This window comes from Streptomyces sp. NPDC027189 (genome assembly GCF_055566975.1).
The window spans coordinates 147,374-169,352 of the sequence record NZ_JBVHRI010000002.1 but is presented as its reverse complement, the minus strand read 5'-3'; the positions used below and the strand labels follow the sequence as shown (position 1 = coordinate 169,352).

Below are 21,979 nucleotides of genomic sequence, written 5' to 3'. Positions count from 1 at the left end.
GCCCCCGCACCATGAAGACCATCACCCACTGGATCGGCGGCAAGCCCGTCGAGTCCGCCTCCGGGCGCTTCGCTCCGGTCTACAACCCGGCCACCGGCGCCCAGGAGAAGCAGGTCGGCTTCGCCTCGGTCGACGAGGTGGACACCGCCGTCGCCACCGCGAAGGCCGCGTTCGAGAGCTGGGGGAGCGCCTCGCTCGCCAAGCGCACCGCGATCCTGTTCAAGTACCGCGAACTGCTGGACGCCCACCGCGACGAGATCGCCGAGCTGATCACCGCCGAGCACGGCAAGGTCCACTCCGACGCGCTCGGCGAGGTCGCCCGCGGCATGGAGATCGTCGAGCTGGCCTGCGGCATCTCCGAGAAGCTCAAGGGCGAGCTGTCCACGCAGGTCTCGACCCGGGTCGACGTCGCCTCGATCCGCCAGCCGCTGGGCGTCGTCGCCGGAATCACGCCGTTCAACTTCCCGGCCATGGTGCCGATGTGGATGTTCCCGCTCGCCATCGCCTGCGGCAACACCTTCGTGCTCAAGCCGAGCGAGAAGGACCCGTCGGCCTCCTTCAGGCTGGCGGAGCTGGCCTCCGAGGCCGGGCTGCCGGACGGCGTGCTGAACATCGTGCAGGGCGACAAGGTCGCCGTGGACCGCCTCCTGGAGCACCCGGACGTCGTCGCGGTCTCCTTCGTCGGCTCCACGCCCATCGCCAAGTACATCCAGCTCAAGGGCGTCGAGCACGACAAGCGCGTACAGGCCCTGGGCGGCGCCAAGAACCACATGCTCGTCCTGCCCGACGCCGACCTGGACTTCGCCGCCGACCAGGCCATCAACGCCGCGTACGGCTCAGCCGGTGAGCGGTGCATGGCGGTGTCGGTCGTGGTCGCGGTCGGCGACACCGGCGACGAGCTGGTCGGCAAGATCGCGGAGCGCGCGAAGGGGCTGAAGATCGGTCCGGGCAACGACCCCGCCTCCGAGATGGGTCCGCTCATCACCCGCGAGCACCGCGACAAGGTGGCCTCGTACGTGGCGAGCGCGGCGGCCCAGGGTGCCGAGGTCGTCGTCGACGGCACCGGCTACGCGGTCGAAGGCCACGAGGACGGCTTCTTCCTCGGCGTATCGCTGCTCGACAGGGTGCCGGTGACAGCGGACGCGTACCAGGACGAGATCTTCGGCCCGGTGCTGTGCGTGGTGCGCGCCGAAACCTACGACGACGCCATCAAGCTCATCAACGGCTCTCGTTGGGGCAACGGCACCGCGATCTTCACCCGGGACGGCGGCGCCGCCCGCCGCTTCCAGCTGGAGGTCCAGGCGGGCATGGTCGGCATCAACGTGCCGATCCCGGTGCCCGTCGGCTACCACTCCTTCGGTGGCTGGAAGGACTCCCTCTTCGGCGACCTGCACATCTACGGCAACGACGGAGTCGCCTTCTACACCCAGGGCAAGGTGATCACCACCCGCTGGCCCGACCCGGCCGACGCAGGCATCAACCTCGGCTTCCCCAGCCACTCCTGAGCCGCTTCCGGCATCAGGCGGCGGCCGGTGCGGGAACGGACCCGCAGCCTTCCGCACCGGCCGCCTTCAGGATCGAACGTCAGGACGATGCGATGGCAAGGGTTTCCCCTCACCGGACCGCCGGATCCACCCGAGCGAGCGCCGCCGCCACGCTCGCCGGCATCGACTTCGCGCTCGACCGGAGCAGCCCCGTCCCGCTCTACTACCAGCTCGCGCAACAGCTGGAGTCCGCGATCCAGCGCGACGTGCTCAGCCCCGGGAGCCTGCTCGGCAACGAGGTCGAGCTGGCGGGACGGCTCGGCCTGTCCCGCCCCACCGTCCGCCAGGCCATCCAGACCCTGGTCGACAAGGGGCTCCTGGTCCGCCGCCGCGGTGTGGGCACCCAGGTGGTGCACAGCCAGGTCAAGCGCCCACTGGAACTGAGCAGCCTCTACGACGACTTGGAGACCGCCGGACAGAGCCCCACGACCCAGGTGCTCCACAACGAGGTCGAGCCGGCCTCCCCGGAGGTCGCGGCCGCCCTGGGCATCGCCGAGGGCAGCGGCGTGCACCGCGTGGACCGACTGCGCCTCACCCATGGTCAGCCCGTCGCGGCCCTGTGCAACTACATCCCGGAGGGACTGCTGGACGTCGACACCGTCCGGCTGGAGTCGACCGGCCTGTACCGCATGATGCGCGCCGCCGGCATCACCCTGCACAGCGCCCGCCAGTCCGTGGGAGCCCGCTCCGCCACACCGGAGGAGGCCGAGCGGCTGCACGAACCCGCGGGCGCCGCGCTGCTCACCATGCGGCGCACGGCCTACGACGACACCGGCCGCGCGGTCGAGTACGGCACCCACATCTACCGCGCCTCGCGGTACGCCTTCGAGTTCCAGCTGCTCGTCCGCTCGTAAGGCGCTGGGTGCACAGTCGTGCACTTGTCCAGTCGTACGCCCGGTACCGGACCGCTCGTCACTGCTCGGCGTCGCGACGGGCCCGGCCGCGGCGGCGCAGCAGGAGCAGGCCGCCCGCGAGGGCGGCGACTCCGGTGGCGGCGGTCCAGGCGGGGAGGTCGGAGGAGCCGGTGGCAGCCAGGTCGCCGCTCTTCCCGCCGAGCGGGCTCGCTCCGGAGGAGGGGGTGGCGGCGCCCGGCTCGGTGGAGCCGGCGGTGGAGTGCGGTGCGCCGGATGCGGCGGTGGACGGTGTCGGCGACGCCGTCGCCTCGGCCGCGGTGGCCCGGGCGCGGGTGAACGCCAGGGTACCGAAGCCGAGCTGGTCGTAGCCGCCGCTGTTGGGGCCGTAGTCCCCGCCGCCGCCCTCGGGCGAGAACCGGGCCGCGATCCGCGTGAGGTACTGCGCGTTGAGTCCCCGGCGCTTGGTGTAGTGGTTGGCGATCATGGCCCAGATCGGCCGGGCCATGGCCGGGTCGACGGCCGCCGCCGCGGACGCGGTCTCCGTGCCCGACCAGATGCCGGGCGCGCCCTTCCTCCGGGTGTACGGCGTGTAGGGCACGTCCGCGCCCATGCTCCACTTGGCCACGTACTGGGCGCCCTTGAGGAAGCGGCTGTCGTCGTAGCCGTACAGGTCGATGCCCTGGTTCCAGGCCATCTCGCAGATGGTGCCCATCAGGCCTACGCCCAGCAGGGCATGGCCCTGGTCGCGGCCGGCCTCGGCCCACTCGGCGAGGCCGTCGGCGTACACGACCGGGATGGCGTTCTTGATGGAGCCCATTCCTGCGCCGTGCTTGAAGTACGCGACGGCCCGGTCGACCTTGGCGCGGTCGTCGCACAGGATGCCGATGGCGAGGACGGAGGCGATGTTCGTCAGGTCCCAGTTGGCCCAGTAGTTGGTGCTGTAGGCGCCGTTGTGGTTCGCCAGGAAGTCCTCGCTCAGCGGGTGGAAGACGTTGAGCATCATCTTCTGGAAGCGGGCCAGTTCGAAGCCGTCGTGGTCGCGGACGAGCTCGGCGGCGTTGGCGAACTGGTAGCCGTAGAGGCCCGAGGCGAGGAACCGGTCGGCGCTGCCGTCGAGTTTGGTCAGCTTGGCCGACCAGGCGTTGAGGATGTCGCGGGCGGTGTCGGCGTGCGCGGTGTCCCCGGTGATGTGCCAGCGCAGGGCGTTCTGGTAGGCGGCGTGGATGTCGTTGTAGAGCGTGACGTAGTTCTCGGGCGTGCCCGAGCCGCGGTAGACGGTCGCCTGGGGGTTGGCCGTCCAAGTGCTCTGCGCATGCCGGTTGGCCGTCAACTTGGCGAAGCCCGCCGTGTAGGGCTGCGCCTCCGCCCTCACCTTGGCCGCCATGCGGGCCAGATCGCCCCGGGTGTGCAGCATCCCGGGATGTGCGAAGCCACCGCCCGCCGCCGACGCCGGCGCCGCCGTGACGGCAGTGCCGACTCCGGCGGCGCCCGCGGCCGCGCCGGCGATCTTCAGCATGTTCCGGCGACTGATCTGTGCTGTCACTGACTTGGTTCCTTAACGGTCGGGTGCGTGGGGATGCCTACGCACAGGAGACGTCGAGGAACTCGGCCGATAACAAAAAGGTTGGGCACCACATACTGGCCCGACGAGGACATTCCTGAGCATCCTCGGCACGATCCGTGAAGCCACGCTCATGATGCTTCGGCTTCAGGGGCGCGTCAGCGGCACACCCGAACGCCTGCGCGCTCGGCGTGCAGTTCGGAACGGATGAGTTCCAGTAGGCGACCGATCCAGTTCCGGCCGCGGCCGCCGTTGTCGCCCCAGAAGTCGGAGTCGACGTGGTCGTAGACGAGCGTCGCGTCGTCCGTGGCCAGGAGAATCTCGGCCAGGGCCGGGTGCTGGGTGTACTTGGCCCGCAGCAGGCCGGCCATCACAGCCGTTCGGGCTTGCTCCCAGCCGTCGCGTCGGCGGGCGCCGACGGCCAGCTTCTGCGCGGCGAACAGGCTGTCCGCTCCGGTGATCGCGGCCCGGGCTTCGGGGTCGGCGGCCGAGAGGGTCCAGTACGCGTGGGCGACGGAGGCGTAAGTGACGCCGTCGAGGTGGATGGGTGCCGGGTAGCCGTTGCGAAGAGCTTTCGTGCCCGGATCGTCGGACGGCTCCAGCGGGTAGCTCTGATAGAGGTGGATCGCGGGGGCGACAGGAGTCGCAGGTCCATCCGCCGGGATCCGTGAGGGCCGTTCGGCGATCCACTTCGCCCGGTCCTCGAAGTAGGCCACAGCGTCGTCGTACGCCTTCTGCGTGACCGCTTCGTCCGGTCGGGCCTCCATGCGCCCGCCAGGTCCGGCGACCAGGACCCGAAGCGGCCAGTCCTTGCGGTCCATGTCGCCGAGCGCGTAGCGGCGCTGCGTCTCGGGGATGGCGAGATAGGCGGCGTGGGCATCGGCCCGCTTTTCCTCGGTCCGGTCGGCGAGGAACGCGTCAACGGCGGCCAGGCACCGCTCCGTCGAATCCGGGCGGCCGTTCAGCTGGTCGATGGTGTCGCGCACCTCGGCGAGCAGCAGCTCAGGGGTGTGCCAGATGCGCGGCTCGCTGAATTTCCAGGCGGCCAGCTCATGGCTGGACGCCATGGCGCCGTCCGGGAGTTCGGTGGCGACCCAGCCGCTGCGCAGCTTCTCCTCGAACTCCTCGAGGGTGACCAGGCCCCAGCAGTTGATGAGTCCGTCCGCGTAGATGAACAAGTCGGTCAGGAAGTAGTCGCCATTGCGGATGAAGGCGTGCCGCCAGGTTCCGGGTACGCGTATGCCGTCCGCCATGCGGTAGGTGATCCGATTGCCGATCATCGCGACATTGTGACGGACCCCTCGACCGCGTGAAGTGTATTTTCCGCCCGGGTCCGTTGCTCCGATCCGTCCGCGTCGCTCAGCTCGGTGAAACCCACGTTCCCAGCTCGGCGGAGCGTGACATGGCATCCAGCGCCGCCGCGCTGTGAACCGCGTCAACCAGCGTCGCGCCATACGGAGTGTTGTCAGCAATGGAGCGCAGGAAATGGTGCGCCTCGATGACCTTGAGGTCGTCGTAGCCCATGGCGTTCGCCGAGCCCGGCTGGAACGCGGCGTACTTGCCGTCCCCCGGGCCGACGTACACGGTGCTGACCGGCTGGTCCTGGTACGACGTACCCCGGCTGACCCCCAGTTCGCCCATCCGCCGGAAGTCCCAGAACGCCGCACCCTTCGTGCCGTGCACCTCGAAGCCGTAGTTGTTCTGCTCGCCGACGGAGACACGGCAGGCCTCCAGGACGCCCCGCGCGCCGGAGGCGAAACGCAGCAGGCAGTTGACGTAGTCCTCGTTCTCCACCGGGCCCAGCTCACCGCCCGCCGCGCGCGTGTGGCCGGCGGTCGCGCCCGTCGGGCGGGCCCGCTCCGGCAGGAAGATCGCGGTGTCCGCGGTGAGCGCCTCGATCTCACCGAGCAGGAAGCGCGCCAGATCGACGCCGTGCGAGGCCAGGTCGCCCAGGACTCCGCTGCCGCCCCGCTCCCGCTCGTAGCGCCAGGTCAGGGCGCCCTCCGGATGCGCCGCGTAGTCGCTGAACAGCCGGATGCGGACATGGGTGACGGTGCCGAGCTCGCCGGAGGCGATCAGTTCGCGGGCGGCGGCGACGGCGGGCGCGCCCCGGTAGTTGAAGCCGACCGTGCCCTGGACCCCGGCTTTGGCCACCGCGTCCGACACCGCGCGGGCGTCCTCGGCGGTCAGGCCCACCGGTTTCTCGATCCAGATGTGCTTGCCCGCCTCGGCCATGGCGGTGCCGATCTCGCGGTGCAGGAAGTTCGGCGCCGCGATGCTCACCGCCTGGACCCGGGGGTCGGCGGCGACCTCACGCCAGTCGCGGGCCGCGGTGGCGAAGCCGTACTGGCCCGCGGCCTCCTCGGCGCGGCCGGGCACCTCGTCGGCGACGGCGATCAGTTCGGGCCGCAGGGACAGCTGCGGGAAGTGGTACGGCAGGCGGGCATACGCCTGAGTGTGCACCCGTCCCATCCAGCCGAACCCCACGACGGCAACGCCGAGCGTACGCACCATGACTTCCCCTTTTGGACCGGTCCAACTACTTCTCGGCCTCACCTTGAACGCCGTTGTGGGTGGTGTCAAGGGCTTTGACAAGCTCGCCGACCATATGGAACGGTCCAGAGCATGAGAGCACCGACAATTCGCGACGTCGCCGAACGGGCCGGAGTGTCGAAGTCGCTGGTCTCCCTCGTGCTGCGCGGCTCCGACCAGGTCCGTGACGAGAAGCGACAGGCCGTGCTGGCCGCCGTCGAGGAGCTCGGCTACCGGCCCAACGCCGCCGCGCGCAGCCTCAGCGAGCGGCGCACCCGCACGGTCGGGGTGCTCCTCAACGACATGCGCAACCCCTGGTTCGTGGAGCTGCTCGGCGGCCTCAACTCCCGGCTGCACGACTCCGGTCTGCACATGCTGCTCGCCGACGGCCACCTCAACCGGCGCCTCGGCGAAGACCTCACCCGTACCTTCATGGACCTGGGGGTCGACGGGCTTATCGCCGTCGGCACGCTGCCGGTCTCCGAGGCGCTGCGTACGGCGGCCGGGCGGATTCCCACCGTTGTCGCGGGCGCCCGGGAGCCCGTGCTGCCCGGCGTGGACATCGTCGCGGGCGACGACGAGCACGGCGCGCGTCTCGCCACCGAGCACCTGATCGGCCTCGGTCACCGGCGCATCGCCCACATCGCGGGCCAGGGCATGGTCGGTGAGCTGCGCCGCCGCAGCTTCGAGGCGGTCATGCGCGAGCACGGACTGGCCGAGGCGGCGATCGTGGAGCAGGGCGACCTGACCGAGGAAGGCGGCTACCGGGCCACGGTCCGGCTGCTCAGCGCCCCGGAACGGCCCACCGCCGTCCTCGCGTTCAACGACATCGCCTGTGTGGGCGCCCTGTCGGCCGCCGAGGAACTCGGTCTCCAGGTGCCGCGCGATCTCTCCCTCGTGGGCTACGACAACACGTACCTCTCACGTCTGCGGCACTTGTGGCTCACCACCGTGGACAACGCCAGCCACGACGTCGGTCGCCGCGCCGCGCAGCGTCTGCTCGACCGGATCGACGATCCCGCCCGCCCGGGCGAGGTCGTCCTCACTGCCCCGGCCCTGGAAGTCCGCGGGACGACGGCGCCACCGCGCGGTCAGGCCGGGGCCGCTGCCGGAACGGCGGTGGCGCGGGCGGTGAGGGACACCGATTGAACTCCAACGCCTGTGCGCCGAACGGGACATGGCCGTCGCGCCGGTCAGCCACGAATTCCATCTGATCGCCGCCCACACCGACACCGTGCACCTGGTGGAGGACGGCAGGCTGGTCCGCCACGGCCGCACCGCGGAACTGATCCCGTCCTGGATCGAACCGGACCGAGTCGGACACGGTTAGATCGAGGCGGGGCCCAGCAACCCGGTCAGCAGCGCGTCCGTCGCCGGGGCGAGCAAATGCCTGCCGTCGGGCGCGGCCTCCAGGCCGACGACCAGGGCCAGGCAGATGTCGGCGGCCTCCGCGGGCTCGACGCCGGCCGGGGAGCCCGCCTCGGCGAAGAGAGCGATCAGGAGGCGGCGCAGGTCGCCGGTGAAGGTGTGGCAGATGTCGCCGAACAACCGGGCCTTCTCGTCGAGGAGTTCGGCCGTGTGCGGGGAGTCTCCGGCCAGCTCGTTCACCAGGTCCAGCTTGGCGGCCAGAACGCCCCGGACGCGCTCGGCGTGCGGGGCGCCGCGATCGGCCGCCGCCTCCCGGGCCCGGCCGAGCGCCCGCTCGTGCAGGCGTCCGGCGAGGCGGCGGAAGGTGTCGTCCTTGCTGCGGACGTACTGGTAGACCGCTGACCGGGACACGCCCATGGCGGAGGCGATGTCGTCCATCGTCGTGCGCCGTACGCCGTACCGGGTGAGGCAGTCGTAGGCGGCGTCGAGGACCTCGTCGAGCCGGTCGGCGGCCATGGGGGTCAGCCCAGCTTCTTGAGCAGCTCGGCCGCGAGCGGGGCGGAGGAGGACGGGTTCTGGCCGGTGACCAGGTTGCGGTCGACGACCACCTTGGGGGCCCACGGCTCACCCTCCTGGAAGTCGACACCCGCCTCGACCAGCCGGTCCTGGAGCAGCCACTTGGCCTTGTCGGCGAGACCCGCCTGCGTCTCCTCGGCGTTGGTGAAGGCGGAGACCCGGTAACCCGCGAAGGCGTTGCCACCGTCTTCACGGGTGGCGGCGAGCAGCGCGGCCGGGGCGTGGCACACCACGCCGAGCGGCTTACCCGAGTCGAGTGCGAGGGTGAGGAGCCGGCCGGAGTCGGCGTTGACCGCGAGGTCCTCCATGGGACCGTGGCCGCCGGGGTAAAAGACGGCCGCGTAGTCGTCCAGGTCCACGTCCTCCAGCTTGATCGGCTGCTGGAGTTCGACCATCGAGGCGAGGGCGTTCGCGACCCGGTCGGCGCTTTCCTGACCGCCGTTCACCTCGGGCGCCAGGCTGCCCCTGTCCACGGTCGGCACGACGCCGCCCGGCGTGGCGACGACGACCTCGTGGCCGGCGGCCTTGAAGGCCTCGTGCGGGGCGACGGCCTCCTCGGCCCAGAAGCCGGTCGGGTGCCGGGTGCCGTCGGCGAGCGTCCAGTAGTCGACGCCGGTCATCACGAAAAGGATCTTCGACATGGTGTGTCTCTCCGAGGGTGCGGGCCCTGACGGACCTGGGGGGAGGGGGCTTGGCCGTACGCCGTCGTGAAACTGGCGCGAGCCGTCGAACGCCCTGACGCTCCGCGCACAGATCGTCAGGGCGGCGATGTCCTCGACGGTATGCGGGCCGGACATAGGTGACCAATAGGGAAGCCGTTTGCAGGTATAGGACTTCCAATGGCTCGCCCGGGAACACTCGGGAACAGGAGAGCGACGCCCAAGGAGGGGGCGGAACTATCGCGGTACTGAGGCGCGCTGCTCCAGGATCCGCAGAGCCCGCTCGGCCCAACGGATGTTCTCCCGCTCGTAGGCGCGGCCCCCCATCAGCGTGAGATACGGGCCGACGCGCTCGGTCGCGGCCAGGTACTCGTCCTCGGTGCGCCCGTCGAGGAGCCGGGCGCGGATCCGGTCGTAGTGGGCCAGCTTGCCGCGAGCCCACTCCAGTCGCTCGGTGATCGCCGCCCGTACGGCCTCCTCGTCCCCCTCGTCGACGGCGTAGACCTTGACCATCAACTCATCGCGGATGGCCGTGGGTTTCGACGGCTCGGCGGTGAACGCGCGCAGGGTGTCGTGACCCGCCTCCGTCAGCGAGAACACCCGCTTGTTCGGCCGGCGTTCCTGTTGGACGAGCCGGGCCTCGATGAGCCCCTCGGACTCCATCCGGTCCAGCTCGCGATACAACTGCTGCGGAGTCGCCATCCAGAAGTTGGCCACCGACGCGTCGAACCCCTTGGCCAGGTCGTACCCCGATGCCTCGCCCTCCAGAAGCGCGGCCAGGACCGCGTTGCGCAATGCCATGACCCAAGGCTAGACGGCACACACCCCCGCGACTAATCTGATCCGCACCTAATCAATTAGTTGAGTATAAGAGGTGGGCGTGATGCATTCCTTCCGCAAGGCCGTGGAGGCGGGCGACTTCGGCGCGATCGAGGAGATGCTGGCCGACGACGTCGTGTTCACCAGCCCCGTCGCCTTCAAGCCCTACCCGGGCAAGGCGATCACCGCGGCCATCCTGCGCGGTGTCTCCCGCGTCTTCACCGACTTCCGGTACGTCCGTGAGATCGCCGGTGCCGACGGCAGGGACCACGCGCTGCTCTTCGAGGCGAAGGTGGGCGACAAGGAGATCAATGGCTGCGACTTCCTGCACTTCGACGAGGACGGCAGGATCGACGACTTCATGGTCATGGTCCGTCCGCTGACGGCCGCCAAGGCGCTCTCCGAGGCGATGGGGGCGCAGTTCGAGCGGATCTCGCGAGAGGTGGGGGAGGCGTCGGGCGCGTAGGCAACGCCCCTGTGGCGCTCCGGGTTTGACGCGATTCCCCCCGGCTACTCGCGCCTTGTGACATCGACGACATCTCAGCAATCCCAGCGACACCGGCAATCCGAGCGGGAGTCCATCCGGTTCCTGGAGGACCGCTTCGCCTGTGCCCAGGCCTGTACCGAGTGCGCGCGGGCGTGCGCCCTGCGCGCGAGCGTCATGGATCCGGACGGGCCGCGGGAACATGAACTCCTGCGCCGCAAGGGCGTCATGTGCGCGGAGGTGTGCGACGCGACCTGCCTCGTACTGTCCGAACAGATCCACCAGGACGAGAACGGCATCCGCGCTCAAGTGGAGTGGTGCCGCACCGTCTGCCTGGAGTGCGCGCAGGCCTTCGACGGGTACGCCGGCGCGGAGGACGGAGCGAAAGCCTGCCGCGAATGCGCCCAGGCGTGCACGGATTTCCTCGCCACCCTGCGCTGAGGAGAGTGTGCGGGGAAGTCCGGTCCCGGTCGTGGAACGCGCATCGCCATTCCCAATTTCTGAAACACGTTCTACGGTGTGCGCCGTCAGGTCGGCCTTGGGAAGCCAGGAGGCGCCGTGCATCTCGAATACACGCCGGAGCAGCAGCGGTTGCGCACCGAACTACGCGGCTACTTCGCCCGGTTGGTGCCGGACAACGCCTACGCCCGCTACGCGGACCCGGCCGCGCAGAAGCGCTTCTACCGGGAGACCATCCGCCGCCTCGGCGGCGACGGCTGGCTCGGCGTGGGCTGGCCCAAGGAGTACGGCGGGCGCGGGCTGAGCCCCATGGAGCAGTTCATCTTCTTCGACGAGGCGGCCCAGGCGGGGGTGCCGCTGCCGCTGATGGCGCTGAACACCGTGGGTCCCACGATCATGCAGTTCGGCACGGAGGAGCAGAAGGCGTACTTCCTGCCGAAGATCCTCTCCGGCGAGATCGACTTCGCGATCGGCTACAGCGAGCCCGACGCGGGCACGGACCTGGCGGCGCTCAAGACCAAGGCGGTACGGGACGGCGACGAGTACGTCGTGAACGGGCAGAAGATCTGGACGACGAACGGCGACACCGCCGACTGGGTGTGGCTCGCCGTGCGCACCGACCCGGACGCCCCGCCCCACAAGGGCATCACCATGCTCCTGGTGCCGACCTCCGACCCCGGCTACTCGTGCACGATCATCAATACCCTCGCCTCGCACGACACCACCGCCAGCTACTACGAGAACATCCGCGTCCCGGTGTCGAGGCGCGTCGGCGAGGAGAACAAGGGCTGGCGGCTGATCACCAACCAGCTCAACCACGAACGCGTCACGCTCGCCGCCCACGGCACCATGGCGATCCGCGCCCTGCACGACGTCCAGCGCTGGGCCATGGAGACCAAGCTCGCCGACGGCCGCCGCGTCATCGACCTCCCGTGGGTGCGCCGCCGCCTGGCCCAGACCCACACCAGGCTCGACGCCATGAAGCTCCTCAACTGGCAGATGGTGAACGCCGTCCAGGAAGGCACCCTCACCCCGCAGGACGCCTCCGCCGTCAAGGTGTACGGCTCCGAGGCGCGCCGCGACGCCTACGCCTGGCTGATGGAAGTCGTCGCCGCACCCGGCGTCCTGAAGGAGGGATCCGCCGGCGCGGTCCTGCACGGCGAACTGGAACGCGGCTACCGATCGGCGGTGATCTTCACATTCGGTGGCGGAAACAACGAGATCCAGCGCGAAATCATCTCGTGGATCGGTCTGGGGATGCCGCGGGTCCGGCGCTAGCCTGCTGGTGTGGAGGCCTTTCAGACGGGTGACCCGGGGCTCTTCGGGCCCTCCTCGGTGACCTGGCAGATGCACGGCGACCCGATGATGTGGGTCGCCGGGATCCGCGCGCTCTATCTCCAGGCCCTGCACCCGCGCACGGTGCGCGGAGTCATGCAGAACTCGGACTTCCGGCGCGACGCCTGGGGCCGGCTGATGCGGACCGCGAACTTCGTCGGGACGACGACGTACGGCACCGGCGAAGCCGCCGAGAAGGCGGGTGCGCGGGTGCGGAAGATCCACACGATGCTCAAGGCCACCGACCCGGACACCGGGGAGCGGTACCGGATCGACGAACCCGAGCTGCTGCTGTGGGTGCACTGCGCGGAGATCGACTCCTATCTGCACGTCCTGCGCCGGTCAGGGTTCCGTCTCACGGACGCGCAGGCCGACCGCTACATCGGTGAACACCGTGTCAGCGCCCGGCTGGTGGGCCTCGACCCCGCCGAAGTACCGGCGAATCGGGCGGAGTTGGCGGCCTACTTCGAGAAGGTGCTGCCGGAACTGGCGGCGGGGGCCGAGGCGCGGGAGGTGGACGACTTCCTGGTGCGTCCGCCGACCCACCCATTGCTCGTCCCGGCGCGCGCACTGCTGTGGCGGCGCGTGGCGCGTCTGGCGTACGCCTCTCTGCCGCCGTACGCCCACGAGTTGTACGGCAGGGCGGCCCCGCCGCCGGCCGCGGTGACTCGGCGCCTGCATGTCACGGGCACCTTGCTGCGCTGTATTCCCGCACGTCTGCGCTGGCAACTCCCGCCCAAACACATTGTGCGCGCCATGTCACGGCTCGGCCCCGGCTCGCGGCCTGCGCCATACAAAGTCGGCAGATAGGTCGCCATACTGGACGGGCCGGGGGAGGGCGCGGGGCTGAGCAGCGACGGGGGCGATCGCACGAGATGGCGGAGACCAGGCTGATCCAGAGCCGGTACCGGCTGCTCGATCTGATCGGGCGTGGCGGCATGGGCGAGGTGTGGCGGGCGCGCGACGAGTCGCTGGGCCGGCAGGTGGCGGTCAAGTGCCTCAAGCCGCTCGGCCCGCACCACGATCAGTCCTTCACCCGTGTCCTGCGGGAGAGGTTTCGGCGCGAGGCCCGGGTGGCCGCCGCCCTCCAGCACCGCGGGGTGACCGTCGTCCACGACTTCGGCGAGTCCGACGGCGTGCTGTATCTGGTGATGGAGCTGCTGGAGGGCCGGAATCTGAGCCAGCTCCTGGAGGACAACAAGCAGCATCCGTTGCCGGTCGCCGAGGTCGTCGACATCGCCGACCAGGTCGCCGCCGCGCTCGCGTACACCCATCAACAGGGCATCGTCCACCGGGACCTGAAGCCCGCGAACATCATGCGGCTCGCCGACGGCACGGTGAAGATCTGCGACTTCGGGATCGCCCGGCTCGGCCACGACATCGGCTTCACGGCACGGCTCACCGGCACCGGCATCGCGATGGGCACCCCCCACTACATGTCGCCGGAACAGATCAGCGGCGCCCATGTCGACCAGCGCAGCGACCTGTACTCCTTCGGATGTGTGCTCTACGAAATCGCCACCGGGGCACCGCCGTTCGACCTCGACGACGCCTGGGCCGTCCTCGTCGGCCACCGCGACACGCCGCCCGCACCGCCCCGCAGCCACCGGGCCGAACTCCCCGAGTACGTCGAGAAGATCATCCTGGACCTGCTCGCCAAACGGCCCGAACAGCGCCCGCAGGACGCCCGTGAACTCGGCCGCCGGATCAGCGCGGGCCGCACCACACCGGCGTACGTGCCGACCGTGGTGACCCCGGCCCTGCGGCACCCCGCCGCGGAGCAGGGTCCCTTGGCGCCCTCGGCACAGTCCCGCCCCGAACAGCCGCCGTCGCGCGAACCCCGGCTGCCGTCCTGGACCCGGGGCATGACCACCGGCCACAAGGCGACCGGCGCCGGACTGCGCACCACCCCGCCGGACGCGGCCGCGGGCCTCACCGGAGAATGGATCGCCCGCCCTGCCACGGCCCTCGCACGCGAACCCGGGCGCATCGAACGGCCCACCCCCTCACCGGAGTTGATCACCACCTTGGCGGGGCGGCACAACGCCGGTCTGAGCCTGGGACGGCTCGGCCGGTGGACCGAGGCGGGCGAGGTGCACCGCGCGGTCGCCGCCGAACGGGAACACGCCCTCGGGCCCGACCACCCCGACACCCTTGCCAGCCGCTACGAGGTCGGCTTCACGCTCAGCCGCACCGGACGCCCCGCCGAGGCGCTGCGCGAGTACGCCCATGTCGCCCAGGTCAGGGAGCGGGTGCTCGGCGCCGACCATCCCGACACGCTGGCCGCCCGCCAGGAAATGGCGTACGTGCTGGGTCAGTTGGGCCGCCATTTCGAGGCGCACCAGGCCTATACGTCCGTGCTCGGGGTCCGGGAGCGCGCGATGGGACCCGACCATCCCGACACCCTGCGCTGCCGCCACAACCTCGCCTTCAACCTGAGCAGGCTCGGGCGTCTGGAGGACTCGTACCGGATGGCGAGCGAGGTCGCCGCCGCCCGCGCCCGGGTGCTCGGTCCGACCCACCCCGACACGCTCGTCACCCGGTACGAAGTCGCGTACGCGCTGGGTCAGTTGGGGCGCTGGCCCGAGGCCCTGCACACCTACCAGGAGGTGGCCGAGGCCCGGGCGCAGGCGCTGGGTCCCGACCACCCGGACACGCTCGCCGCCCGCTACGAGGTCGGCATCAGCCTCGGCCGGCTCGGCCGCAGCGCGCAGGCGCTGGAGCTGTACCGCGACCTGATCGACGACCGCACCCGCGTGCATGGCCCCGCGCACCCCGAGACCCTGCGCGCCCGGCACGGCCTCGGAGTGAACCTCGGCCGCATGGGCCGCTGGGAAGAGGCCCTCGCCGAGTCCCGCGACGTCTGCGCCCTCCGCGAGCGCGTCCTCGGTGCCGACCACCCGGACACCCTCGTGAGCCGCCGCGAGGTCGCCGTCGGTCTCGGCTGGCTCGGCCGCTGGGCCGACGCGCTCATCGAGTACCGCCGCGTCGCCACCGCCCGCGAGCGAGTCCTCGGCGCCGACCATCCCGATGCCCTCGCCAGCCGGAATGACGAGGCCCACTGCCTGGAGCAGCTGGGGCGCGGCCAGGAGGCCGTCGAGCTGTATCGGCGGGTGGCGGCGTTACGGCAGCAGCGGGCGGCCGGGGGGCATTGAGCGGGGGATGGGCTTTGCGCCCCTCCGCCGCTGCCCGCCCCGTACCCGGGGGCTCCGCCCCCAGACCCCCGTATCGGCGTTGACGGCCTCGTCCTCGAACGCCGGACGAGCCACATATGTCCAGCCCCGTCCGGCAAGAGTCGGACCCGCCCCATACGGCCGCCCGCCGCCTGCCGCGCACCCCTGGCCGACGTAGATCATCACGTGCTACGAAGAACCATGCCTGCACACGAGGGATACGACGCCGTGATCGTCGGCGGGGGCCACAACGGACTGGTCGCCGCCGCCTACCTGGCCCGGGCCGGCCGGTCCGTGCTGGTGCTGGAGCGCCTGGGGAACACCGGGGGCGCCGCCGTGTCCACCCGCCCGTTCGCCGGGGTCGACGCGCGCCTGTCGCGCTACTCGTACCTGGTGAGCCTGCTGCCCCGGAAGATCGTCCGGGATCTGAGCCTCGACTTCCGGGTCCGCGGGCGCACTGTCTCGTCGTACACGCCCGTCGAGCGCGACGGGCGGCCCACCGGACTGCTCGTCGGCGGAGGCGAGCGGCGCACGCGTGAGGCGTTCGCCCGGCTGACCGGCTCGGACCGCGAGTACGAGGCCTGGCAGCGCTTCTACGGGATGACGGGCCGTGTCGCCCAGCGGGTGTTCCCGACGCTCACCGAGCCGCTCCCGGCGCGCGACGAGCTGCGCAGCCGCATCGACGACGAGGACGCCTGGCGGATGCTCTTCGAGGAGCCGGTCGGCGCAGCCGTGGAGGAGTACTTCGCCGACGATCTCGTACGCGGTGTCGTGCTCACCGACGCCCTCATCGGGACCTTCGCCGACGCCCACGACGCTTCGCTGCGGCAGAACCGCTGCTTCCTCTACCACGTGATCGGTGGCGGCACCGGCGCCTGGGACGTGCCGGTCGGCGGTATGGGCGCCCTCACCGAAGCGATCGCCGCGGCGGCGCGCAACGCGGGTGCCGCGATCGCCACCGGCCACGAGGTGCTGCGGATCGAGACGGACGGCGAGGCCGCCGAGGTCACCTACCGGACCGCGGACGGGGAGGGCGTCGTCGCGGCCCGGCACGTCCTCGTCAACGCCTCGCCGCAGGAGCTCGCGCACCTCACCGGCGACGAGCCGCCCGCCCCGGCCGAGGGCGCGCAGCTCAAGGTGAACATGCTGCTCAAGCGGCTGCCGAGGCTGCGTGACACCTCCGTCGACCCGCGCGAGGCCTTCTCCGGGACGTTCCACATCGCCGAGGGCTACGAGCAGTTGGCGCGGGCCCACGCCGAGGCCGCGTCCGGGGAGCTGCCCACCGCGCCGCCCTCCGAGATCTACTGCCACTCGCTCACCGACCCGAGCATCCTGGGCCAGGACCTGGTCGAGCAGGGCTACCAGACTCTCACTCTCTTCGGCCTGCACACACCCGCTCGGCTGTTCGAGCGGGACAACGACGCCGTACGGGACGAGCTGCTGAAGTCGACCCTGGCGCAGCTGGACGCCCACCTGGCCGAACCGCTCGCCGACTGCCTTGCCACCGACGCGGACGGCCGCCCGTGCATCGAAGCGAAGACCCCGCTCGACCTGGAGCGCGACCTGCGGCTGCCCCGCGGCAACATCTTCCACCGCGACCTCGCCTTCCCGTACGCGCAGGAGGGCACGGGCCGCTGGGGCGTCGAGACCCGGCACGCGAACGTGCTGCTGTGCGGGGCGGGTGCGGTACGGGGCGGCGGGGTGAGCGGGGTGCCCGGGCACAACGCGGCGATGGCGGTGCTGGAGGAAGGGGTGTGGCGGCGCTGAGGGCAGTCAGGCCGTCGCCGCCTCCGACTCCTGCGGCCGCCGCGGCTGTTCAGGGCGCTGGAAGGTGAGGACGGCGACGCCGTCCCCGACGACCTTCCTTCCCATGCCCGCGGCTGCCTTCCGGGGTGGATGTGGACGCACCTCCACCTTCGAGCCTTCAGTCGCGGGACGCCACCCAACCCACCGCCTCAATTCGCGCCGCGTCAGCGGCCCGTGCCTCGTCGAAGGCGACCAGGTCCCCGGCCTCGACCCGCAGCCCGTCGACGTACACGCCACGGCCGACGTACAGCCGATCGGTCGTGTACCGCCAGCGCAGCGCGAGCCGGGGCGACCGGGGCAGGTCCGCGGTGAGCCGGTGCCACGCTCGCCCCGACCAGCCGGTGGCCGTACCGGCCGGATGCTCCTGCGGGTCCTCGCCCGGCCGTGCCGTCGTGAACGGGACCGGCTGCCAGGTTGTCGCGTCGTCGGTCGAGGCCTCCAGGAAGAGGAGGTCCGACTGGGGTTCGGTGTCCCACCACAGTGCGCAGTCCATGCGCGCACGGCCCCCCGTGGTGTCGAGCGCGGGCAGCGTCAGAGTCGCCGTCGCCGCGCTCGCCATTCCGGAGAACCAGGAAGTACGGCCGCGCGCGGGGCGCACCGGTACGGCCCGCGCCAGGTTGTTCGCGGCGGCGACCCGGGGAGCGGAGCCGGATCGCCAACCGCGCACCGGGTGGACGGAGTTGCCGAGGATGATCAGGAAGGAGTCGGTCGTCGGGTCGAGGACGAGCGAAGTGCCGGTGAAGCCGGTGTGGCCCGCCGTGCGCGGCGTGGCCATCGCGCCCATGTACCAGTGCTGGTAGAGCTCGAAGCCGAGGCCGTGCTCGTCGCCGGGGAAGGCGGTGTTGAAGTCGGTGAACATCAGGTCCACCGTCTCCGGCTTCAGGATGCGCGCCTTGCCGTACACGCCGCCGTTCAGCAGCGTACGGCCGAGGATCGCGAGGTCCCACGCGCAGGAGAAGACGCCCGCGTGGCCCGCCACCCCGCCCAGGGAGTACGCGTTCTCGTCGTGCACCTCGCCCCACACGAGCCCGCGGTTCAGCCCCGACCAGGGCAGCCGGGCGTCCTCGGTGGCGGCGATCCTCGGCTTCCAGGAAGCGGGCGGGTTGTAGCGGGTGCGGTGCATGCCGAGCGGCTCGGTGATCTCGTCATGGAGGAGTGTGTCGAGGCTGCGGCCGGTGATCTTCTCCAGAACCAGCTGGAGCGAGATCAGATTCAGGTCCGAGTAGAGGTACTTGGTGCCCGGCGGGTTGAGCGGTGCCTCGTCCCAGATGAGCTGGAGTTTTCCCTCCCGGGTCGGCGCGTTGTAGAGCGGGATCCAGGCGCGGAACCCTGAGGTGTGGGTGAGGAGTTGGCGGATCGTGATGTCCTGCTTGCCGCCGCCGGCGAACTCCGGGAGGTACGAGGCGACCGTCGCCTCCAGCTCCAGGGCGCCGCGCTCCATTTGTTGCACGGCGAGGATCGAGGTGAACAGCTTCGAGACGGAGGCGAGGTCGTAGACGGTGTCCTCGGCGGCGGGGATCTGCTGGTCGGCCGGGAACTCGACGCCGGTGTCCGTCTTCTCGTCGTACGCCGAGTAGCGCACGGCCATGCCGATCGGCTGATGCAGCGCCACGGTGCCGCCGCGTCCGGCGAGGAGCACGGCGCCCGCGTACCAGGGGTGCTTGGGGGAGGGGCCGAGGAACGCCTCCGCGTCGATGACCAGTTGGCGCAGGTGCTCCGGCAGCAGGCCCGCTCGCTCGGGCGTACCGTGGCGCAGCGTCGGGTGACCGGCCGCGTCCGAGGCCACCGCCGGGCCTGCCGGGAAGGGCGCGATGGCCAGCGCTCCGCCCACCGCCAGTACCCTTCGGCCCCATTGACGACGGGTCAGCCCGCCGTCCGCTCTGTCCTTCGCACCTTCGGTCATCGAGGAGCCTCCCGCCGCGCCGCCTGAAAGTATCTTTCCCGGTTCGCCTTGCGGAGTGAAACTTTCCTGTCAGGCGCGGGTGTGTCAAGACTCCCTCGGTGGCTTGAAGGAATCTGACGGAGCATCAGAAAACCTCTTCCCTCGTCCGGAGGACTGCGGCATCCTGCGGCCATGCAGACGGAGCTGAGCAAGAAACTGGGAGTCGAGCACGCCATCTTCGGCTTCACGCCGTTTCCCGCCGTCGCCGCGGCCATCAGCCGCGCGGGCGGATTCGGTGTGCTCGGCGCGGTCCGCTACACCGCACCCGACGACCTCAAGCGCGACCTCGACTGGATCGAGGCGAACGTCGACGGCAGGCCCTACGGCCTGGACGTCGTGATGCCCGCCAAGAAAGTCGAGGGCGTCACGGAGGCCGATGTCGAGGCGATGATCCCCGAGGGGCACCGGCAGTACGTGAAGGACACCCTCGCGAAATACGGCGTGCGCGAGCTGGCCGAGGGCGAGGCGTCCGGGTGGCGCATCACGGGGTGGATGGAGCAGGTGGCCCGGACCCAGCTCGACGTCGCCTTCGACTATCCGATCAAGCTGCTCGCCAACGCGCTGGGCTCACCGCCCGTCGACGTGGTGGAGCGCGCCCACGGCAAGGGCGTACTGGTCGCCGCGCTCGCGGGCAGCGCCCGGCACGCGCGCAAGCACGCCGAGGCCGGCATCGACATCGTCGTCGCCCAGGGCTACGAGGCGGGCGGGCATACCGGGGAGATCGCCTCGATGGTGCTCACGCCCGAAGTCGTGGACGCCGTCGACCCGTTGCCCGTACTGGCGGCGGGTGGCATCGGCAGCGGACAGCAGGTGGCCGCCGCGCTCAGCCTGGGCGCCCAAGGTGTGTGGCTGGGCTCCATATGGCTGACCGTCACCGAGGCCGAGATGCACTCGCGTGCCGTGACCCGGAAACTGCTCGCCGCGGGGTCCGGGGACACCGTCCGCTCCCGCGCCCTGACCGGCAAGCCGGCGCGCCAGCTGCGCACCGAGTGGACCGACGCCTGGGACGACCCGAACGGACCCGGCACGCTCCCCATGCCGCTCCAGGGCCTGCTCGTCGCCGAGGCACTCTCGCGCATCCAGAAGTACGAGGTGGAGCCACTGCTCGGCACCCCCGTCGGACAGATCGTCGGCCGGATGAACAGCGAACGCAGTGTCCAGGCCGTCTTCGACGACCTGACGCGGGGCTTCGAGCTGGCCGTCGATCGCATCAACCGCATCGCGGGAAGGAGCGCCCAGTCGTGAGCACACCGCCGAACGGTTTTTGGGCCCAGGCCGCCGCCGAGCCCGGGCGCACGGCCCTCATCACACCCGGCGGAGAGGAGTGGACTGCCGGGCGGCTGCACGCCGCGGCCAACCAACTCGTCCACGGACTGCGCGCCGCGGGCCTCGAACGAGGCGACGCCTTCGCGGTCGTCCTGCCCAATGGCGTCGAGTTCTTCGTCGCCTACCTCGCCGCCTCGCAGGCGGGCCTCTACCTCGTCCCCGTCAACCACCACCTCGTCGGCCCCGAGATCGCCTGGATCGTCTCCGACTCGGGCGCCAAGGTCCTCATCGCCCACGAGCGGTTCGCGGACGCCGCCCGGCACGCCGCCGACGAGGCGAAGCTCCCGGCCACGCACCGGTATACGGTCGGTTCGGTCGAGGGCTTCCGGCCGTACGCCGAACTCCTCGACGGGCAGCCCGAGTCGGCGCCGGAGGACCGCAACCTCGGCTGGGTCATGAACTACACCTCGGGCACCACGGGACGCCCCCGCGGCATCCGGCGCCCGCTGCCCGGCAAACTCCCCGAGGAGTCGTACCTCGGCGGCTTCCTGGCCATCTTCGGCATCAAGCCCTACGACGACAATGTGCACCTGGTCTGCTCGCCGCTCTACCACACCGCCGTGCTGCAATTCGCGGGCGCGTCCCTGCACATCGGCCACCGTCTGGTGCTGATGGACAAGTGGACGCCCGAGGAGATGCTCCGTGTCATCGACGCCCACAAGTGCACGCACACCCATATGGTCCCGACCCAGTTCCACCGTCTGCTGGCGCTTCCCGACGAGGTGAAGCCGCGCTACGACGTGTCGTCCATGCGGCACGCCATCCACGGCGCCGCCCCGTGCCCGGACCATGTGAAACGAGCCATGATCGAGTGGTGGGGCCACAGCGTTGAGGAGTACTACGCGGCCAGCGAGGGCGGTGGTGCCTTCGCGACCGCCGAGGACTGGCTGAAGAAGCCCGGCACGGTCGGCAAGGCGTGGCCCATCAGCGAACTCGCCGTCTTCGACGACGACGGCAACCGGCTGCCGCCCGGTGAACTCGGCACCGTCTACATGAAGATGAGCACCGGCGGATTCTCGTACCACAAGGACGAGACCAAGACGAAGAAGAACCGCATCGGCGACTTCTTCACCGTCGGAGACCTCGGCTACCTCGACGAGGACGGCTATCTCTTCCTCCGTGACCGCAAGATCGACATGATCATCTCGGGTGGGGTCAACATCTACCCGGCCGAGATCGAGGCTGCGCTGCTCACCCACCCCGCCGTCGCCGACGCGGCAGCCTTCGGCATCCCGCACGACGACTGGGGCGAGGAGGTCAAGGCCGTCGTCGAGCCCGCCCCCGGCCAAGAGCCGGGTCCGGCCCTCGCCGCCGCCATCCTGGAGCATTGCGAGCGACAGCTCGCCGGGTACAAGCGCCCCAAGAGCGTCGACTTCATCGAGGCCATGCCGCGCGATCCGAACGGGAAGCTGTACAAGCGGCGGCTGCGGGATCCGTACTGGGAGGGCCGCACGCGGGTGGTGTGACACAGGACCCACTGCTGTGGTGCGGGTCACATTCATGACGTGTCACGCGGAGACACACTCGCCCGTCCTGATGCC

Annotated in this window: 19 protein-coding genes; 12 read left to right on the top strand and 7 right to left on the bottom strand. The window is 70.7% G+C overall.

The window, feature by feature from the left end:
* The first annotated feature begins 11 nt into the window (after positions 1-11).
* Both ACZ4RZ_RS05340 and ACZ4RZ_RS05335 read left to right on the top strand, forming a co-directional pair.
* Positions 12-1,505 (top strand): CoA-acylating methylmalonate-semialdehyde dehydrogenase, encoded by a 1,494-nt coding sequence (locus ACZ4RZ_RS05340; RefSeq protein ID WP_467742229.1) that lies wholly within the window; start codon positions 12-14, stop codon positions 1,503-1,505.
* Between the two features lie 92 nt (positions 1,506-1,597).
* Complete coding sequence (locus tag ACZ4RZ_RS05335; protein WP_467742227.1) at positions 1,598-2,398, top strand: GntR family transcriptional regulator; 801 nt, start codon at positions 1,598-1,600, stop codon at positions 2,396-2,398.
* A gap of 58 nt (positions 2,399-2,456) precedes the next feature.
* Here ACZ4RZ_RS05335 and ACZ4RZ_RS05330 read toward each other — a convergent pair whose 3' ends face one another.
* From ACZ4RZ_RS05330 to ACZ4RZ_RS05320, 3 genes are all read right to left on the bottom strand, one after another.
* On the bottom strand, positions 2,457-3,914 hold the full coding sequence (locus ACZ4RZ_RS05330; RefSeq protein ID WP_467743060.1) for an alginate lyase family protein: 1,458 nt from the start codon (positions 3,912-3,914) through the stop codon (positions 2,457-2,459).
* Between the two features lie 203 nt (positions 3,915-4,117).
* The gene (locus ACZ4RZ_RS05325) at positions 4,118-5,239 is read right to left on the bottom strand and encodes an NADAR family protein (protein ID WP_467742225.1); all 1,122 of its coding nucleotides are present in this window, start codon (positions 5,237-5,239) and stop codon (positions 4,118-4,120) included.
* Positions 5,240-5,318: 79 nt separating this feature from the next.
* On the bottom strand, positions 5,319-6,473 hold the full coding sequence (locus ACZ4RZ_RS05320; RefSeq protein ID WP_467742223.1) for a Gfo/Idh/MocA family protein: 1,155 nt from the start codon (positions 6,471-6,473) through the stop codon (positions 5,319-5,321).
* 111 nt (positions 6,474-6,584) lie between these two features.
* Between ACZ4RZ_RS05320 and ACZ4RZ_RS05315 the strand changes: the two genes are divergently transcribed.
* Together ACZ4RZ_RS05315 and ACZ4RZ_RS05310 are read left to right on the top strand one after the other, a co-directional pair.
* Positions 6,585-7,640, top strand: coding sequence for a LacI family DNA-binding transcriptional regulator (locus ACZ4RZ_RS05315; protein ID WP_467742221.1), 1,056 nt, complete (start codon positions 6,585-6,587; stop codon positions 7,638-7,640).
* A gap of 28 nt (positions 7,641-7,668) precedes the next feature.
* The gene (locus ACZ4RZ_RS05310) at positions 7,669-7,821 is read left to right on the top strand and encodes a hypothetical protein (protein WP_467742219.1); all 153 of its coding nucleotides are present in this window, start codon (positions 7,669-7,671) and stop codon (positions 7,819-7,821) included.
* Here the strand turns inward: ACZ4RZ_RS05310 and ACZ4RZ_RS05305 are convergent.
* The 3 genes from ACZ4RZ_RS05305 to ACZ4RZ_RS05295 form a co-directional block, all read right to left on the bottom strand.
* The gene (locus ACZ4RZ_RS05305; protein WP_467742217.1) at positions 7,818-8,375 is read right to left on the bottom strand and encodes a TetR/AcrR family transcriptional regulator; all 558 of its coding nucleotides are present in this window, start codon (positions 8,373-8,375) and stop codon (positions 7,818-7,820) included. The two genes, ACZ4RZ_RS05310 and ACZ4RZ_RS05305, sit on opposite strands and share 4 nt — an antisense overlap.
* A 5-nt stretch (positions 8,376-8,380) precedes the next feature.
* A complete protein-coding gene (locus ACZ4RZ_RS05300) occupies positions 8,381-9,076 on the bottom strand; it encodes a type 1 glutamine amidotransferase domain-containing protein (RefSeq protein ID WP_467742215.1) in 696 nt (231 codons plus the stop codon).
* A gap of 255 nt (positions 9,077-9,331) precedes the next feature.
* Complete coding sequence (locus ACZ4RZ_RS05295; protein WP_467742213.1) at positions 9,332-9,895, bottom strand: PadR family transcriptional regulator; 564 nt, start codon at positions 9,893-9,895, stop codon at positions 9,332-9,334.
* A gap of 82 nt (positions 9,896-9,977) precedes the next feature.
* Between ACZ4RZ_RS05295 and ACZ4RZ_RS05290 the strand changes: the two genes are divergently transcribed.
* The 6 genes from ACZ4RZ_RS05290 (at position 9,978) to ACZ4RZ_RS05265 (ending at position 17,131) form a co-directional block, all read left to right on the top strand.
* Entirely contained in the window at positions 9,978-10,379 is a 402-nt protein-coding gene (locus ACZ4RZ_RS05290) for a nuclear transport factor 2 family protein (RefSeq protein ID WP_467742211.1), read from the top strand.
* A gap of 57 nt (positions 10,380-10,436) precedes the next feature.
* Positions 10,437-10,838 (top strand): four-helix bundle copper-binding protein, encoded by a 402-nt coding sequence (locus ACZ4RZ_RS05285; RefSeq protein WP_467742209.1) that lies wholly within the window; start codon positions 10,437-10,439, stop codon positions 10,836-10,838.
* 117 nt (positions 10,839-10,955) lie between these two features.
* Positions 10,956-12,134, top strand: coding sequence for an acyl-CoA dehydrogenase family protein (locus ACZ4RZ_RS05280; protein WP_467742207.1), 1,179 nt, complete (start codon positions 10,956-10,958; stop codon positions 12,132-12,134).
* 69 nt (positions 12,135-12,203) lie between these two features.
* Entirely contained in the window at positions 12,204-13,001 is a 798-nt protein-coding gene (locus ACZ4RZ_RS05275) for an oxygenase MpaB family protein (RefSeq protein WP_467743058.1), read from the top strand.
* Between the two features lie 65 nt (positions 13,002-13,066).
* Complete coding sequence (locus ACZ4RZ_RS05270) at positions 13,067-15,346, top strand: serine/threonine-protein kinase (RefSeq protein WP_467742205.1); 2,280 nt, start codon at positions 13,067-13,069, stop codon at positions 15,344-15,346.
* Positions 15,347-15,565: 219 nt separating this feature from the next.
* Entirely contained in the window at positions 15,566-17,131 is a 1,566-nt protein-coding gene (locus ACZ4RZ_RS05265) for a phytoene desaturase family protein (protein WP_467742203.1), read from the top strand.
* A 157-nt stretch (positions 17,132-17,288) separates the two neighbouring features.
* Here the strand turns inward: ACZ4RZ_RS05265 and ACZ4RZ_RS05260 are convergent, their stop codons facing one another.
* Positions 17,289-19,073, bottom strand: a complete 1,785-nt coding sequence (locus tag ACZ4RZ_RS05260; protein WP_467742201.1) for a serine hydrolase domain-containing protein — start codon at positions 19,071-19,073, stop codon at positions 17,289-17,291.
* 171 nt (positions 19,074-19,244) lie between these two features.
* Here ACZ4RZ_RS05260 and ACZ4RZ_RS05255 point away from each other — a divergent pair, with 171 nt between their 5' ends.
* Complete coding sequence (locus tag ACZ4RZ_RS05255; RefSeq protein WP_467742199.1) at positions 19,245-20,357, top strand: NAD(P)H-dependent flavin oxidoreductase; 1,113 nt, start codon at positions 19,245-19,247, stop codon at positions 20,355-20,357.
* A complete protein-coding gene (locus ACZ4RZ_RS05250; protein ID WP_467742197.1) occupies positions 20,354-21,904 on the top strand; it encodes an acyl-CoA synthetase in 1,551 nt (516 codons plus the stop codon). Before ACZ4RZ_RS05255 ends, ACZ4RZ_RS05250 begins: the two co-directional genes overlap by 4 nt.
* Positions 21,905-21,979: the final 75 nt, after the last annotated feature.